At 47.4% G+C, this 14,173-nt stretch carries 15 protein-coding genes and 1 riboswitch; of the genes, 6 read left to right on the top strand and 9 right to left on the bottom strand.

Annotation, left to right across the window (positions count from 1 at the left end):
• Positions 1-209: 209 nt before the first annotated feature.
• Positions 210-980 carry a helix-turn-helix transcriptional regulator gene (locus ACSEXW_RS05590; protein ID WP_438445120.1) on the top strand — a complete coding sequence of 257 codons (771 nt, stop codon included), beginning with the start codon at positions 210-212 and terminating at the stop codon, positions 978-980.
• Positions 981-1,231: 251 nt separating this feature from the next.
• Here the strand turns inward: ACSEXW_RS05590 and ACSEXW_RS05585 are convergent, their stop codons facing one another.
• The 5 genes from ACSEXW_RS05585 to ACSEXW_RS05565 form a co-directional block, all read right to left on the bottom strand.
• Entirely contained in the window at positions 1,232-1,873 is a 642-nt protein-coding gene (locus tag ACSEXW_RS05585; RefSeq protein ID WP_438445119.1) for a TetR/AcrR family transcriptional regulator, read from the bottom strand.
• The gene (locus tag ACSEXW_RS05580; protein ID WP_438445118.1) at positions 1,842-2,441 is read right to left on the bottom strand and encodes a hypothetical protein; all 600 of its coding nucleotides are present in this window, start codon (positions 2,439-2,441) and stop codon (positions 1,842-1,844) included. Before ACSEXW_RS05580 ends, ACSEXW_RS05585 begins: the two co-directional genes overlap by 32 nt.
• Before the next feature lie 72 nt (positions 2,442-2,513).
• Positions 2,514-3,089: a CGNR zinc finger domain-containing protein gene (locus ACSEXW_RS05575; protein ID WP_438445117.1), complete on the bottom strand. Its 576-nt coding sequence runs from the start codon at positions 3,087-3,089 to the stop codon at positions 2,514-2,516.
• Positions 3,090-3,135: 46 nt separating this feature from the next.
• Positions 3,136-3,876: an MBL fold metallo-hydrolase gene (locus ACSEXW_RS05570; RefSeq protein ID WP_438445116.1), complete on the bottom strand. Its 741-nt coding sequence runs from the start codon at positions 3,874-3,876 to the stop codon at positions 3,136-3,138.
• 101 nt (positions 3,877-3,977) lie between these two features.
• Entirely contained in the window at positions 3,978-4,151 is a 174-nt protein-coding gene (locus ACSEXW_RS05565; RefSeq protein WP_438445115.1) for a hypothetical protein, read from the bottom strand.
• Between the two features lie 152 nt (positions 4,152-4,303).
• Between ACSEXW_RS05565 and ACSEXW_RS05560 the strand changes: the two genes are divergently transcribed.
• From ACSEXW_RS05560 to ACSEXW_RS05540, 5 genes are all read left to right on the top strand, one after another.
• Positions 4,304-4,909, top strand: coding sequence for a hypothetical protein (locus ACSEXW_RS05560; protein WP_438445114.1), 606 nt, complete (start codon positions 4,304-4,306; stop codon positions 4,907-4,909).
• A gap of 59 nt (positions 4,910-4,968) precedes the next feature.
• Positions 4,969-5,640 carry a hypothetical protein gene (locus ACSEXW_RS05555; RefSeq protein ID WP_438445113.1) on the top strand — a complete coding sequence of 224 codons (672 nt, stop codon included), beginning with the start codon at positions 4,969-4,971 and terminating at the stop codon, positions 5,638-5,640.
• 114 nt (positions 5,641-5,754) lie between these two features.
• Complete coding sequence (locus tag ACSEXW_RS05550; RefSeq protein WP_438445112.1) at positions 5,755-6,852, top strand: SPFH domain-containing protein; 1,098 nt, start codon at positions 5,755-5,757, stop codon at positions 6,850-6,852.
• 11 nt (positions 6,853-6,863) lie between these two features.
• Positions 6,864-7,544, top strand: coding sequence for a hypothetical protein (locus ACSEXW_RS05545; RefSeq protein ID WP_438445111.1), 681 nt, complete (start codon positions 6,864-6,866; stop codon positions 7,542-7,544).
• A gap of 122 nt (positions 7,545-7,666) precedes the next feature.
• Positions 7,667-7,747: riboswitch (glycine riboswitch) on the top strand.
• A gap of 127 nt (positions 7,748-7,874) precedes the next feature.
• Positions 7,875-9,239 carry an amino acid permease gene (locus ACSEXW_RS05540; protein ID WP_438445110.1) on the top strand — a complete coding sequence of 455 codons (1,365 nt, stop codon included), beginning with the start codon at positions 7,875-7,877 and terminating at the stop codon, positions 9,237-9,239.
• A gap of 19 nt (positions 9,240-9,258) precedes the next feature.
• Here ACSEXW_RS05540 and ACSEXW_RS05535 read toward each other — a convergent pair whose 3' ends face one another.
• The 4 genes from ACSEXW_RS05535 to ACSEXW_RS05520 form a co-directional block, all read right to left on the bottom strand.
• Positions 9,259-10,113 (bottom strand): carbohydrate ABC transporter permease, encoded by an 855-nt coding sequence (locus tag ACSEXW_RS05535; RefSeq protein WP_438445109.1) that lies wholly within the window; start codon positions 10,111-10,113, stop codon positions 9,259-9,261.
• Positions 10,110-11,003, bottom strand: coding sequence for a carbohydrate ABC transporter permease (locus ACSEXW_RS05530; RefSeq protein ID WP_438445108.1), 894 nt, complete (start codon positions 11,001-11,003; stop codon positions 10,110-10,112). The genes ACSEXW_RS05535 and ACSEXW_RS05530 overlap by 4 nt, the downstream gene beginning before the upstream one ends.
• Before the next feature lie 92 nt (positions 11,004-11,095).
• Complete coding sequence (locus tag ACSEXW_RS05525; RefSeq protein WP_438445107.1) at positions 11,096-12,403, bottom strand: ABC transporter substrate-binding protein; 1,308 nt, start codon at positions 12,401-12,403, stop codon at positions 11,096-11,098.
• 90 nt (positions 12,404-12,493) lie between these two features.
• Positions 12,494-14,107, bottom strand: a complete 1,614-nt coding sequence (locus ACSEXW_RS05520; protein WP_438445106.1) for a response regulator transcription factor — start codon at positions 14,105-14,107, stop codon at positions 12,494-12,496.
• Between the last annotated feature and the right edge of the window lie 66 nt (positions 14,108-14,173).

The following is a 14,173-nucleotide window of genomic DNA, read 5'->3' as shown; positions in this document are numbered from 1 at the left end:
ACATATGCTATATCGACTGCGCCGTTATCTGAGCAGCCGTCCTCAAACTCGACGCATGATGAGTCTCGCCCCACTTGCACATGACTTCCAAGACCGTACTAATGGTAGTGAAGCCCATATTCTGAAGTTTTCCGCAAGTAGAATCAAGCAAGGTATTATCCATTACTCTACAATGACTATAGAGTGGTTGAAACGAGGTGAACGGACGAATGTACGAATGGCACAGGCAAATCCAAATCATCGTCGATGAAATTGACGAATGCATTAAAAATCGTAATGGTGAAGCAATAACGCTACGATTTCTATCTCGCAAGTTGGGTTATTCCGAATTTCATACAACGAGAAAGTTCAAGGAAATATCGGGTATGCAGTTTAGGGAATATTTGCGGCTAAGAAAATTAGCCTTTGCACTGAAAGAGGTTCGGGATAGTGAAAAAAGCATGCTGGATATTGCTTTTGATTATGGCTTTTCATCCCATGAAGCTTTTACCAGGGCTTTTAAGGGAACATATGGCGTAACTCCAGGTGAATACCGAAATAAGCCTATGCCCATCGCCCTTCGTACAAAAATAAACCCGTTCGACCGCTACTTTTTCGGATTTGGAGAGATTGGTATGATGAAATCCACAGAGGAAGTTAAAATTTACGTTATAACCGTTCCCGCACATAAATTTTTGCACATTAAAAACTATGAGAGTAATGGGTATTGGGATTTCTGGCAAAAGCAAAGCATTATTCCGGGACAGGATTGCGAAACTATTTGCGGCTTACTCGATAGTATCAAGGGCAAATTGGATGACGATGGCGGGAGCGAATCTAACAGCGGCAGCGGTCAGATTATGGCGTACATGAATGACCCGGACGGCAGACTGTGCGATTGGGGGATTCCACGTACAGAATGTTATGGTGTACGTCTTCCTATTGATTATACAGGCGAAGTACCGCCACAAATGCTTATGATAGATGTTCCCGAAGCCTAGTATCTCGTTTTTGAACATGGGCCCTTCGATTATGAGCAGGAAAATCGTAGTGTGGAGGAAAAGGTGGAGAGGGCAATGGCAGCCTTTGACTTTTCAGGCACTGCTGGTTACTGCTGGGATACTTCCCCCGGTAGAATCATTTACTTTTACTTTAATCCGGAAAGGTTTTGGAAGTATATCAGGCCCATTCGGAAGTCATAACCAATATAAAAAGCACCTGCCCAATGGGGTAGGTGCTTTTTATATATAGGTTACCGTCCTGACACCGCTAGAGAAGCAAGCAGCAAATTCAGATGATCCCGATAGGCGTCGGATAGGGATGTTGCCCCGATCATCCCCGTATACACTTGAAACGGAATGCCGTAAAACATCGTCAGCAGGTGGTCGACGATAAGGGTCTTCCGTTCGTCGGGCAGAGCCGTTTGGTCGATGTAATAGATAAATATGGCGCGCAGGGGAAGAACTTGCAGAGGCAAGGCATCATCGGCGCGCTCCGCGACGAGAGAATGTTCGTAGATGGACAAGTTCTTGTTGGACGGCGGTTCCTTGAGCTTGGAATAGTATTGAAGGAGAGCAACCAGAATCTTCGTTGCACTCGGAATCTCCGATGCCGATTGAAAAACATGGCGAATTCCCGCCATCCCCTGATAGGTAGCTTCCTGAATCTCCAAGCTGCGCTGGCGGCACCAGCGAAGGACAAAGTAGTCCAGAACCTCTTCCTTGGAAGTAAAGTATCGGAAAAAGGTCATCTTGGAGATATGGGCCGCCTCACATACATCTTCTATTCCGATTTCGTGAAATGGCCGCGATTCCAGAGCGGAGAGAAACGCATCCAGTATGGAAACACGAGTTTGAATTTTTTTACGCTCCCGAAGAGGGATCTTTTTGTCCACCGTGAACACCTGGCTTTTGTTTGATGTAGGAGACGAACCGCAGGATCGAATAGAGGATCAGCACTCCATAGTATATCGTGGAAAGCATGCTTTTGGAAATCGTAAACCAATTGGCCGCGACGACCGGCCAGTGGGGCAGATTGGCATGCCGGTTTAGCATGGTGATAACCATGACATTTTCCATGTAATCCATAAGAGCGGCAGCCAGCGGCAAGCAGATGAGAAGGGAAGACCCTTTGGTCTGTCTGGGAATAAGTAAAGAAAGAAAAACGGCCCCCGTCAAACCCATACCACCGGGGTAAAGAAAGTCCAAGGGAAGCTGTCGGGTGAGATAGACTCGGGCCCCTTCGTCACCAAGGGTATGGAGAAGGGTTTGCGCATACGGAAAGGAATAGCCTAGTTGCTGAAGGTCGAAGATTTTCATTCCATTCGTATACGCCCCAACGGAGGGAATCGTGAATAGCAGCATGCAAAAGTAAACGCTGTACGTTACGGCGAACAAAATTAGTGCTCTCTTCCAAGTAGCTCTGGCAGCAATGGCACCTGCAACTTTGGTAAAAAGGGTCATAAGATCACTCCGTAACATGTATAATGTGTTACCTGAGTAACAATATATACTGATGTATCGGAATTGTCAATGTTAAACATAAGTCTTTCTTCTGGCATAAAAATCGGCTGCCTTCTGACGGTTACCGCAGAGGTCCATGCTGCACCAGCGGCGTTTGCCGCCTTTGGACGTGTCCACGAAATGAAGGATGCAGGACTCGTGCTCGCACTTGCGTATCCGCTCCGGTGGATAGTTAGCAAGCGTTTCGACCAAAGCATGCAGTACCTCATACCTAACCTGGTCCTTTAGGCTTCGTCCTTCATGGATCAGGTGAACCCTACCGTTCTGGCGCTCCATCCTAACATCTACGGTCAAGTCGTGGAACTCCCTCTCGAAACTGGCATAGGTGTGGTCAGACATACACCCTGTTCGGTGCAGATCGGAGATCGTTTCCATGCAAATGTTCCGGAGGGGGAGCAGAGTATCGTGAATCGTGGCGATTTCCGGATCGTCCGGAAGCTCATCTTGGAGGAAGCCATTCTCCCTAAGCCACTGCAGGAGGAGACTCGGTTCTTTGAGAACATCCACTTTTTGATTTTCTTGCATCACGATTGTATTCGCCAAATTGATCCATACTGAACCACCAAGTGTATATATCTTCTGTTCCATCCTGGACTCTCCCTTGTATCGGGTATGATAGGCTTCCGTCAACGAGTTACAGTGTTATGGTTTCCTTCGTTCTGATCATACGGACATTCACTTTACCTCCCGAAGCCACAGTCAAACGGGTGGCAATATCGGGTGTTTCGTTATAGACAGGCGGGTCATTCATCGTCCCATAGTGGATGGGTATAAGTGTTGCGGCATCAAGAACTGTGGCTGCCGCGACGGCCTGCTCAGGTGTGAGGCAGATGGGTTGCCCGCTTGGTATCATCCCCGGCAATTCAAGCACTGCACCGTTGACTGGCAAGAATGCCGCATCGAACGGCCCGTAGTTATGAGCAATATTCCACCAGTAACCGTGCCAGAGTGTATCCCCGCAATGAATAACCCTACGTCCAGCTCCTTCTACCGCCCATGCCACTTGGATGTTACCGAGACCATCTACGGATGGCAACGCCGTCACCTTCACATCCCTGCCAACCTCAATAGATGAGCCTACTGTAACGCCGGTTGCGTTCGTCAACCCAACAGCCCGAGCCGCATGTTCCATTCCAGCCGGCAAGTAGACCGGGATCGCAGCCCCGTAAGCCTCTATAATCGCAACGGGATCGAAATGATCCTCATGCAGATGCGTAATCAATACGGCATCGGCTTTGCCGAAAGAGCCGAGCGGATACATGGGCTCACGAGCGCCCCCAAACTCGTCGAGAATGCGAGTAATCGGATCGATGAGAATCGTTGTGTCACCTGTCTCGATTCGGATACCTGCCCATGGCATTTTTTGAATGAGCATCACAATCACCCTCCCACATTATAACCGGATTAAATCGGTATTACTGGTTATAAGGGAAGAGTACCATCTTTTGTATAACCTGTAAAGTCCATTTTAAGTGGTTACTCTGGGTTGTGCGGGGAATAGCTTGCGAAGTTCCACGATAGGGTAGGGGCAAACTCCGTCTCGATCAGCTCCTCCGGGATAAAGGTGACGAGCCGCTCCGCGCCGGGGAAAGCAGCGATTGCTTCCGGTTCCCAAACGATTCGAGCTTTTGGCGGATTCGAAATATTCATTACGTATGATCCCCTTGCTGGGTCATATAGGTCTTTACAACTACAATTACTAAAAAAGTGTAAAAAATGTAACGTTATGAGGAGGAAAATGGAAATTTTAGTCGAATTATCCCCTAGTGATTATAAATGTGGTGTGGGGGATCGATTACCTAATGTGTGCTTACAAAGTTGTTGACCTAAGGTGCCCTGGATGTGGAGAACCGTCTTCAACAAGTGAACAAACTTGTAAATACTGTGGTAGACAAGTGATTATTATGAGTTTTAATAGTGTATATAATATGTCGCAGCAGGATGCCAATAAGTATGTCCAATCCTATAATGAAGCTCTTAAGGAGCACCCGGAGGAGTCGTCCATTCAATCCTCCTTGGGCATGTGTTATTTAAAATTAAAGTTATATGACAAGGCAGTAGAAAGCTTTGAGAAGGCGATACAGGATAACTTCGATAACTCCGAAACCTATTTTTATGCAGCAGTTGGTTTATTAAAGGGCAAGAAGGCCTTTATGACCCCTAAGGCTATGATTGATAAGGCGTTGGAATACTTAAATGCCGCTTTAATGATAGAGAATAGAGGCATCTACAATTATTTCTCAGCCTATTTAAAGTATGACTTTTATGAAAGAAAGTACTTGCGAATTTCTCCAAGCTATAAGGATGAGCTTAGTACGGCATATACGAACCATGTAACGAACGAGGATATTCGAATTTTATTCGAATTATTAAATGTGGAGATACCTGCTGATCTGATTGTTAACTAAAACTGCCCGCCACGCGGTTTTTGCCATAATAGGATATAACGAACTCGGAGGTAATGGGAATGAATTACAAAAGAAATAAAAGGTACTTTAAAACAACTAGATTAAAACCAGGAATCATCTTAATTCTTTTTGGTTTATTTACTTTTGTGGGCTTTAGAGTAGCAGGGTTATTAATAGTAGTTGCTGGTATAGCCCACATTTATTTTCAAGTAAGAGGGAAGCCTACTGATGCAGAAATAGATGCCATTTGCAAGAATGAAATTAATGATGCAGTGAAGAATGGGTTAAGCAAGATTGGCATTGACGAAGAGCAAGTTCAATTAATTGAGCCCATTATTATTGATGGACCATACTTTGATAATATTGCTAGAGAGTACTTGTGGAAACAGGGTAAGGATGGCCTGTTTAGAAGTTCTAACTACGAGGTTGCCGTTTTATTCTTTAGCGAAAGCCAAGTATATTGTTATACCTATAGATTTTCACTAGTCGATAATGAAAGAAATGAAAATACAGATGAGTACTTCTATAAGGATGTTGTCGCTGTATCCACTTCCTCTGATAAAATAACCATGAAAAACACGAAAGGAAAAGATGAATTCATTAACCTTGAGCATTTCATGCTTACGACTGTAGCCGGAACCTCCATTTCTTGTTCGGTATCGGATATCGGTGGGATTGAACGCTCGATACAAGGTATGAAGCAATTGCTTAGGGAGAAAAAAGGTGCTTAGTTAAAAGTACATAGCAGTAAGGGCAGTTCAAAGAATATTCATTGTGGCGAGTGAATGTCCCATGAACTGCTCTTTTTGTTGTATTCTATATTGGGAAAAAGTGGAGGTATACCTGTGCAATTATACAGTGTTATAAAAAATGATGGTCCAGGTGAGGTTCTCGCCTGGAAATTCCTTGGTGAGGACTTCAATACGGGCTCCCAACTTATTGTTGCAGAATCAGAGGAAGCATTATTTTTTAAGGATGGCATAATCGAGCAAACATTCGAAGGCGGAAAGTATACCCTTGGTACGAATAACTACCCTTTTATCAGTAAATTCATAAGCTCTTTTTCGGGTGGAGTTAGTGCGTTTAACTGTAAAGTTTATTTTATTAATAAAGTACATAAGCTAGAGCTCTTCTGGGGCACAGATACACCGATTCAAATGAGAGACCCTGTATTCATGCTGCAAACCAGTATTCAAGCAAGAGGCTCGTACTCCATCCAGATTGCGGATTCCAAGAAGTTTTTGCTTAAGTTAATCGGCAATAATATTCAGTATTTTACCCAGGAGGAGCTTAACGGGTACTTCCGCAATGCATTTATGCAATATATTAAGGATGAGATACCTAGAGTAATAAAGGAATCCGGAAGGGAAATTCTGGATGTTTGTACGGAAAAGACCAAGATAGCGGAATCTCTCACGCCGCTATTGAATGGCATATTAGACGAATATGGAGTTCGTCTGGTTAACTTTTATATCAGTGCTATTGATATTCCCGAGAATGACCCTAGTCGTGAAAGATTGGAACAAGCATATGCCAATAAAGCTGTTATGGGTGTGCTCGGACAGGATTGGGGTAGACAACAATCCGTCGATATTCTGAAGGATTTAGCACATAATCCTGAGGCTGGTGGAGTCGCGGCAGCTGGAGCTGCCTTGGGTATGGGAATAGCCGCGGGAGGTATATTTGGGGACGTAGCAACACAAATGTTTGCCCCCATGATGAATCAACAGATCCAACCCGAGCAGCCTCGACCGGAACAAGCAGAGTCTGGTGCTAAACAAACGGAGTGTCCTTCATGCGGGGTTCAGAATGTCCAGGGGGCCAAATTTTGCAATGAATGCGGCACAAAACTCCTTAAAGAAAAAAAATACTGCGGAAACTGTGGAGCCGAAATGCCCGAAACGGCAAAGTTCTGCAATGAATGTGGAACAAGAAGAATGTGAGGCGGCTAATGATGAATAAAAAAATTAACATTCTTTGGATTTTATTAAGTTCAATTTTTGTTATCGTTTTCAATGCCGTTATTTTTCTGATTATGAAGGAGTTTACTACCGCGTTTTGGGTATCCTACGGTTTTATTCATTTTGCCTATCTCATGTTTGTTCTATCAACGATAACCATGCCTAAAGTGAAAAGTTCCTTGGTGTTCGGATATCCCCTTATTTATTTGTCGTTCTTATATTTTATTGGTGCGTTCTTCATAGGTCTTGTTTTTATTTATTTTAAGAATGCATCTTTTAACGCTTCGTTCATACCACAATTGATAATCGCAGGTCTATATGCCCTAGCTTACATGACCAGCTTGATTTTTACTGAAAAAGCAATTCATAAAGAACAAGAAAGCAAGTACTATTCCAATTATATAAAGGATGCTTCCGCTGAGTTGAGACTGCTAATGGAACAAACAACGGATGCCATGCTTAAGAAAAATCTCGAGAAACTATATGACACATGTAGAAGCAGTCAGGTGAAATCACATCCAACCCTGTATGGACTAGAGGAGGTCATAGCCCAAAATATTCAACTGCTCAAAGGCTTTGTCACGAAAAATGAAAAAGCTGAAAGTGCTGAATTGATAGATACGATCAGTATGCAGCTGCTGGAAAGAAATAGAAAGATTAGCAACATGCTTTAGTACTGGCCACATTCCGTCACAAAATATTACGATATGACCATGGAGGTTCACTCCTATAGGATTATAATTAGGTACAACTGAATATTTCACAAGCTATGATTGCTATGGATCACACTATAGCAGGAGCAGCTTCTGGAGAGACCGTGGGACTTCCACGGCGCCGAAGGGTTCACTATCTCAGGCAAAAGGACAGAAGAGTATGGAATGGTATTTGTCGTACAGTCGTATTCCGTCTGGGCGGCAACTATTATTCGTTATTCTTATGACTTGAGATTGGAGACATCCAATCTCTTTTTTTTGTGCAATCCAACCCCTAAGGAGGAGTTTATTGTGACACAATCGGGATTGAAGAGGGATTTAGCCAATCGGCATGTGCAGCTCATTGCCATAGGAGGTACCATAGGGACGGGGCTGTTCCTGGGGTCAGGCAAGGCGATTCAACAGGCGGGGCCATCCATCATCCTGGCTTATCTTATCGTGGGCATTGCAGTGTTTTTCGTTATGAGGGCCTTGGGTGAGCTGCTGCTGTCCAAAGCCGGCTATCAATCCTTTACGGACATTGCGGAGGATTATCTGGGGCCTCGGGCGGCCTTTGTTACGGGATGGACCTATTGGTTCTGCTGGATCATGACGGCGATGGCCGATGTAATTGCGGTAGGCTTATATGTGCAGTATTGGTTCGATATCCCGCAATGGGTGCCGGCACTGGTGTGCTTGATCATCCTGTTGGGGCTGAATTTATTGACGGTCAAGCTCTTCGGAGAGCTGGAATTCTGGTTTGCCCTAGTGAAGGTCGTCACCATTCTCGCTCTGATCGGAGTTGGGGTGGTGTTACTGGTAATCGGGTACAAGACGTCGGCGGGACCGGTTACGGTCCGGAACCTCTGGGACCATGGCGGGCTGTTCCCGAACGGGTTCTCCGGCTTCCTGCTTTCCTTCCAGATGGTCGTGTTCGCATATGTCGGCGTGGAGTTAGTCGGGGTGTCCGCAGCGGAAACCTCGAATCCGGCTCAAAATATCCCCTCCGCTATTAATAAAATCCCGATGCGGATTCTATTCTTCTATGTCGGTGCCCTGATCGTCTTGTTGTGCGTGAACCCCTGGACGCAGCTGACACCGGCAGAAAGCCCTTTTGTGAAGACCTTCAGCTTGGTTGGGGTACCGGTCGCCGCGGGAATCATCAACTTCGTGGTGCTGACCTCCGCCGCATCCGCATGCAATAGCGGGATGTTCTCCACCAGCAGGATCCTCTATACCTTGGGCTTGAAGGAGCAAGCCCCGGCCCAGTTCGCGAAGCTGAACCAGAATCATGTCCCTGGCAACTCGTTGCTGGTATCCACCGTTGTCTTGTCCGCCGGGGCGCTTCTCAGCAAGCTCATACCGGAGCAGGCCTTCGGAATCGTGACCACCATCAGCGCGATATGCTTCATATGGGTTTGGGGCGTCATCTTGATCAGCCACCTGATCTATAAGAAGACCCAGCCTCAGCTGCAGGCGAAATCCACCTTTAAAGCGCCGTTTACCCCTTTTATCAACTATGTCGTTCTGGTGCTCTTCGGCTTCATTCTCGTGGTCATGCTGTTCTCGGATGAGACCCGCCCGGCCTTGCTGCTGACGCCGCTGTGGTTCATCTTCCTGTTCGTTTTGTACTCCAATCGAAGGAAGAAGGAGAGAACGACCCCGGTATCGGCCTAGAGTGGAGCGGCTCATACCTCTAAGACTTAACCGAGCCGTCGGTAACGCCTGCAATTATATGGCGCTGCATGAGCACATAAATAACCATGGTCGGCAGCATGACGGCAACGATTCCGGCTGAAAGCACATTCCATTGTGAAACGCGGTCCGTTGTAAAAACCATTAGCCCACTGGTGATCGTGGACAATTTGAGAGCCGGCATATATACGGTCGGTATGAAGAAGTCGTTATAAATGCCGACGATCTTCAAGATGGATATGGTTGCGATGGCCGGCCGCATCAGCGGCAATAAGATGGAGCTGTAGACGCGAAAGTGCGAAGCGCCATCCATTCGTGCGCTTTGGTCGAGCTCTAACGGAATCTTGTACATAAACTGCAGGAATAAATAGATATCCAGTACCCCGGTCGCCGAATAGAGTAAACATCCAGACCATATGGTGTTGTACAGGTGAAGCGACTTGATTATGGTGAAGGTGGCAATCGCCGTTGTAGTGGCTGGGAAGATTGCCGCGAGCACATAAGCGCCGAGCAGCAGCTTTTTGCCGCGGAATTGAAAGCGTGATATGACATAGGACACCATCGTGCCCATGAATATGCTCGAGGTAAGAGCTACGATGATTAGGATCGCTACATTTTTGAAGCCGATCAGCATTTTGCCCCGCTTAAAATAAGTCCAGTAATTCTCCCAATTGAACCAGTTAAGGGGCAGATCCCATACGCTCGAGTGGATATATTCCTCGTTCGTCTTAAACGACACCATGATGACAATGACCAACGGCACAATCACCATAAGGACAAACAGCGACATGAGCAGATAGTTGAACCACCGCAGAACGGGCTGCTTTACGACGAGTCCTGAATCGAAGCGCGTCAAGAGTGCTCACCTCCGGTCTTCACCACAGCCTTTTGTAAAGTGAGAACAATCAGGATGAGGACGAGCAACAAGACTCCCAGCGCGGAGGCAAGACCGAAGTTATGGAATCGGAATGCCGTGTAATAGGCCATGGATGCGAACGTCTGTGTACGGTCTCCCGGCCCTCCTTGCGTCATGATGAACGGCTGGAAAAATGCCTGCAGAGCGCCGTTCACGCTCAGGAACAAGTTAATCTCGATAACGAGCATGATGCTGGGCAGTGTAATATAGCGTACCTTGTGGTAGAAATTCGCTCCATCGATGCTGGCTGATTCATATAAGTCCTTCGGAATCGATTGCAGAGCGCCGAGGAAGATGACCATAGCCAGCCCGGTGTTCTGCCACAAGCCCATAAATGCGAGAGATATGTTGCTGTACCAGAAGTTGCCCAACCAACGAATAGCAAGCTGCTCCAGTCCGATGGCGTTGAGAAGAAGATTCAGGGGGCCTTCTTCGTAGTTGTACATATAACTGAACATATAGGCAACCGCCACGCCATTTAAGACATAGGGCATAAAGATGAAGGAGCGGAACCACCTTTTCCCCCGGATATTGGAGTCCAAAATGATAGCAAAATAGAGCCCTAGCAGTGTCTGAATGATCGAGATGATGACATAAGCCAGATTGTTGACCAGCGTATGCAGCGCAGTCTTCTCCGAAATCACATCTATATAATTCTGCCAGCCCACATAATTGTAATGGGGCCGCATGCCATCCCAGTCGGTGAAGCTGAGCTGAATCAATTTGAAGGCCGGGAAGTAGGAGAACGCAAGCAGTAAGATTAGCGGCACGGTTAAAAAGGCAGCTATCGTGACGAATTGCTCCCGCCGATTGCTCATTGTTCTGATCATCGTGTAACCTCTCCTTCGGAAGGATAAGCGAAAGCCGGTTATGAAGGATCACAACCGGCTTTTTTGCTGCTGTACCCCACGCTATTGAACTCCTATTTTCCAAGGGCTTTTTTGGCATCTGCCCATTTTTTGTTGTATTTCTCGATGATCTCCTGCGGGTTTTTGCTGATGACATACTCCTGGAATACTTTATTCACGTCAATTTGGCTCTTGGATACCAGATCCTGATATGCCGGGGAGGTCGCTTCCCATTCCACGATCGGCAGGTTGGACGACATTAGTTCCTTCACGAACGGCTCATCCGGCACATAGTCCTTATTCGGCGGAATCATGCCCACCTTCTTCGCCATATTGCCACGATCCCACATGAACTTCATGAAGGCTTTGGCGGCCTCCGGATATTTAGAGTTCTTGGTCACCCCGTATAGAACATCGGCGCTTCCGACAAGGGCCTTGGCGCCTGGGATCGGAAACATGCCTACGTCCTCAGGCTTCGCACCGTTTTGGACGATCTGAGCCGGCAGCCAGGTTCCGAGGAACATCATGCCGATCTTCCCTTGTGCCAGGTCGCGTTTCGATCCATCCCAGTTCGTGGACATTAGATCCTTTTCCAAGTAGCCTTTATCCGCTAAGGTCCTCAGGAACTTGGCCGACTCGATCAAGCCGCCTTTGTCATCGTTTAACAGATCCTTCGTGACCAGCGTGTTCATGTAGTTTTTGGAACCGGTAATGTCATTGGAATAAGCCCCGTTGGAGTAATTGCCGAGTGGCCAGCCGTCTTTATAGTTGGAAGCAACCGGGACAATGCCCTTCTGCTTCAACAGCTCCGCCGCTGCATAGAATTCATCCAGTGTCTTCGGCGTGGATGTTAACCCTGCGTTCTTAAATGCTGTCTTGGAATACACAATCCCCTGGTAGTTAACACCGATAGAAAGCGTATACAATTTTCCGTCTGTGCCGACGCCGTTATCGTAATACCATAGATTGTCGCGGGTGTAGCCCAGATCCTCAATCGGTACGAAATAATTCGGATAGTCCTTTTTGGTTAGGCTTAAGCCATTCGGGATAAACATAATATCCGGCATTTCATTGGCGGCAATCCGGGTTTTGAGTACATCGTCACCCTTGCTTGGCTCCACGGTAATTTTCACACCCGGGTTCTGCTTCATGAAGTCTTTGGCGATGTCGGTGAGGATGGTATCCGCGACATCCGTCCGGTGTGTGAGGAAGGTGATATCCCCTTTCAGTTCCTTTTTTGCAGGATTCGAAGGTGATGAACTTGCCGAGCCACCAGCCGAGCCGCCTGTGCTGGGACTTGGGCCGGAGCTGGTACTAGAGCACCCTGCCGCCAGCAGTGCAGCAATTGCAATTGACGTTACCGATAATCCCAAACGTTTCATCCCGAATTCCCCCTTAATCCTCATCCTTGGACTTCCTAAATTGAATATATCGGATGGTGAGGATTCTGCACATAACACGAATTACGATTTCTATACATGTTTTCGGAATTCGGCCGGAGTCAGCCCGGTTACTGCTTTGAAGGCCCGGTTGAAGGAGCTGGGGTTGTCGTAGCCGACCAAATAACCGGCATCATAGACCTTCACGTCCTGCTCGGCCAGGAGCTTCTTCGCTGCTTTAATTCTCGTCTCCAGCAAATAGTCCATGAAGCCGAAGCCGGTTTCGGTTTTGAAATATTGGGATAAATAGCTTGGAGTCAAATTCACAACCTCCGCTACTTGCTTCAGTGTAATGGGTTGGTGGTAGTTCGTCTCAATATACGTTTTGACAAGCGTGACCAGTTTGTCCTCCTTCTTCATCCGAAGGGCGGCAGCCTGTGTAACCAACTCGTATATACCGTCCGGCAGTGTTACCTTCAATTCGTCCGCCGTGCCCGCTTTCTCGATAATCTGCTGCAGGCCGAGCTTAGGAGGCATCTCCGCCGCCTGGCTCAGCCATTCGTATCGTGTGAGGAGGGTACGGACAAGCCCAACCAGCACTTCACGAATGTCCTCCGGCTTAATCCGAATCTGTATCATCCGCTTAAGGATAGTGGATAGTTCGTCCTTCGCCTTAGAGGGATTCAGCACTTCTACAGCTGCGTGAAGCTTCTCGACCTCAGCCTGGATAAGCCGCGGCTCGAATGCCGCAAACGGTTCCCCTTCCCAGCTGTAATAGAACGCCCCTTCTCCTTCGTAAAACTTTCGCTGTACCGTCAGATTCGCATTCAAGTACGCCCCCTCGGTTTCGAGGCAGGATGAATAGGGCTCACTGATGCCGACGGTGTAAGAGCTCTCGTCATAGGACTTAAGCAGGCGGGTCAAGTCCCGCAACCTTCGTTCCGTTTCCCGGACCTGATCGGCGCCTGCATCGGAAAGCGGGCAGAGAACGATCAATTGATTGTTCTGGATGCTGAACAACACGTGTTCGCCCAGGAGATCCTTCACTTCCCGACGTAGGGTTAGGGTATCCCAGTGGCCGATCCTAATGGGGGCAGCTATAGGCACCGGTTCCGAATGAGGGGGCTTCAGTTGGGCATCCTTCTCCACAATGGCAAAGATGAAGGCCCCTACCTCTAGCAAATTCCAGGCGCCCGCCCGCCGCTCCAGGCAACCGGTATCATAGGCATTGCGCCGAACGACCAGATCCCAGAGAAGCTTCTCCTTTACGAGGCATGTGTTCTCTTCAGCTTGCGTCAGCTGCTTGAGGAGTTGATCCGCCCGGTTCCGCTCTTCCTCCTTCAAACGCTCGATGGTCTCAAGCTGCTTCAAGAGCTCGCGCTTATGAATCGGCTTCAGCAGGTAATCCATCGCTCCCGCCTTTAAGCTATCCTTGACATAAACAAAGTCGTCATATCCGCTAAGTACGATAGTTTTAACCTTAATGCCCCTACGGTTCAGCTCTGCCAGCAGCTCGATCCCGTTCATGGCAGGCATCTTGATATCGGTAATCAGGACATCCGGATTTTGCTCTAATACCTTCTCCAGTGCCGTTTGCCCGTCTCCTGAAGCGGTATCGAGCGTATACCCCCGATCAAGACTTTCAATGATGGCCCGCAATCCTTCCCGAATCGTTCGGTCGTCATCCGCAACAACAATATGCAGCATGCTATACCTCCTCCGAAATATCGGTTTCTAGAACGTGGATAAAAATGGTAGGATGGAATCGGTATC

The sequence above is a fragment of the Oryzibacillus soli genome, assembly GCF_051594765.1.
GTDB lineage: Bacteria > Bacillota > Bacilli > Paenibacillales > NBRC-103111 > Paenibacillus_AR.
Note: the sequence above shows the minus strand (reverse complement) of the source record. Positions and strands in the feature narration are given on the sequence as shown.

What these genes read in the sequence shown, in the direction of transcription:
- ACSEXW_RS05590 (WP_438445120.1), top strand. Translation starts at nt 210, where the DNA reads ATGTACGAATGGCACAGGCAAATCCAAATCATCGTCGATGAAATTGAC.
- ACSEXW_RS05520 (WP_438445106.1), bottom strand. Translation starts at nt 14,107, where the DNA reads ATGCTGCATATTGTTGTTGCGGATGACGACCGAACGATTCGGGAAGGA.
- ACSEXW_RS05580 (WP_438445118.1), bottom strand. Translation starts at nt 2,441, where the DNA reads ATGACCCTTTTTACCAAAGTTGCAGGTGCCATTGCTGCCAGAGCTACT.
- ACSEXW_RS05570 (WP_438445116.1), bottom strand. Translation starts at nt 3,876, where the DNA reads ATGCTCATTCAAAAAATGCCATGGGCAGGTATCCGAATCGAGACAGGT.
- ACSEXW_RS05555 (WP_438445113.1), top strand. Translation starts at nt 4,969, where the DNA reads ATGAATTACAAAAGAAATAAAAGGTACTTTAAAACAACTAGATTAAAA.
- ACSEXW_RS05560 (WP_438445114.1), top strand. Translation starts at nt 4,304, where the DNA reads ATGTGTGCTTACAAAGTTGTTGACCTAAGGTGCCCTGGATGTGGAGAA.
- ACSEXW_RS05530 (WP_438445108.1), bottom strand. Translation starts at nt 11,003, where the DNA reads ATGATCAGAACAATGAGCAATCGGCGGGAGCAATTCGTCACGATAGCT.
- ACSEXW_RS05565 (WP_438445115.1), bottom strand. Translation starts at nt 4,151, where the DNA reads ATGAATATTTCGAATCCGCCAAAAGCTCGAATCGTTTGGGAACCGGAA.
- ACSEXW_RS05525 (WP_438445107.1), bottom strand. Translation starts at nt 12,403, where the DNA reads ATGAAACGTTTGGGATTATCGGTAACGTCAATTGCAATTGCTGCACTG.
- ACSEXW_RS05575 (WP_438445117.1), bottom strand. Translation starts at nt 3,089, where the DNA reads ATGGAACAGAAGATATATACACTTGGTGGTTCAGTATGGATCAATTTG.
- ACSEXW_RS05545 (WP_438445111.1), top strand. Translation starts at nt 6,864, where the DNA reads ATGAATAAAAAAATTAACATTCTTTGGATTTTATTAAGTTCAATTTTT.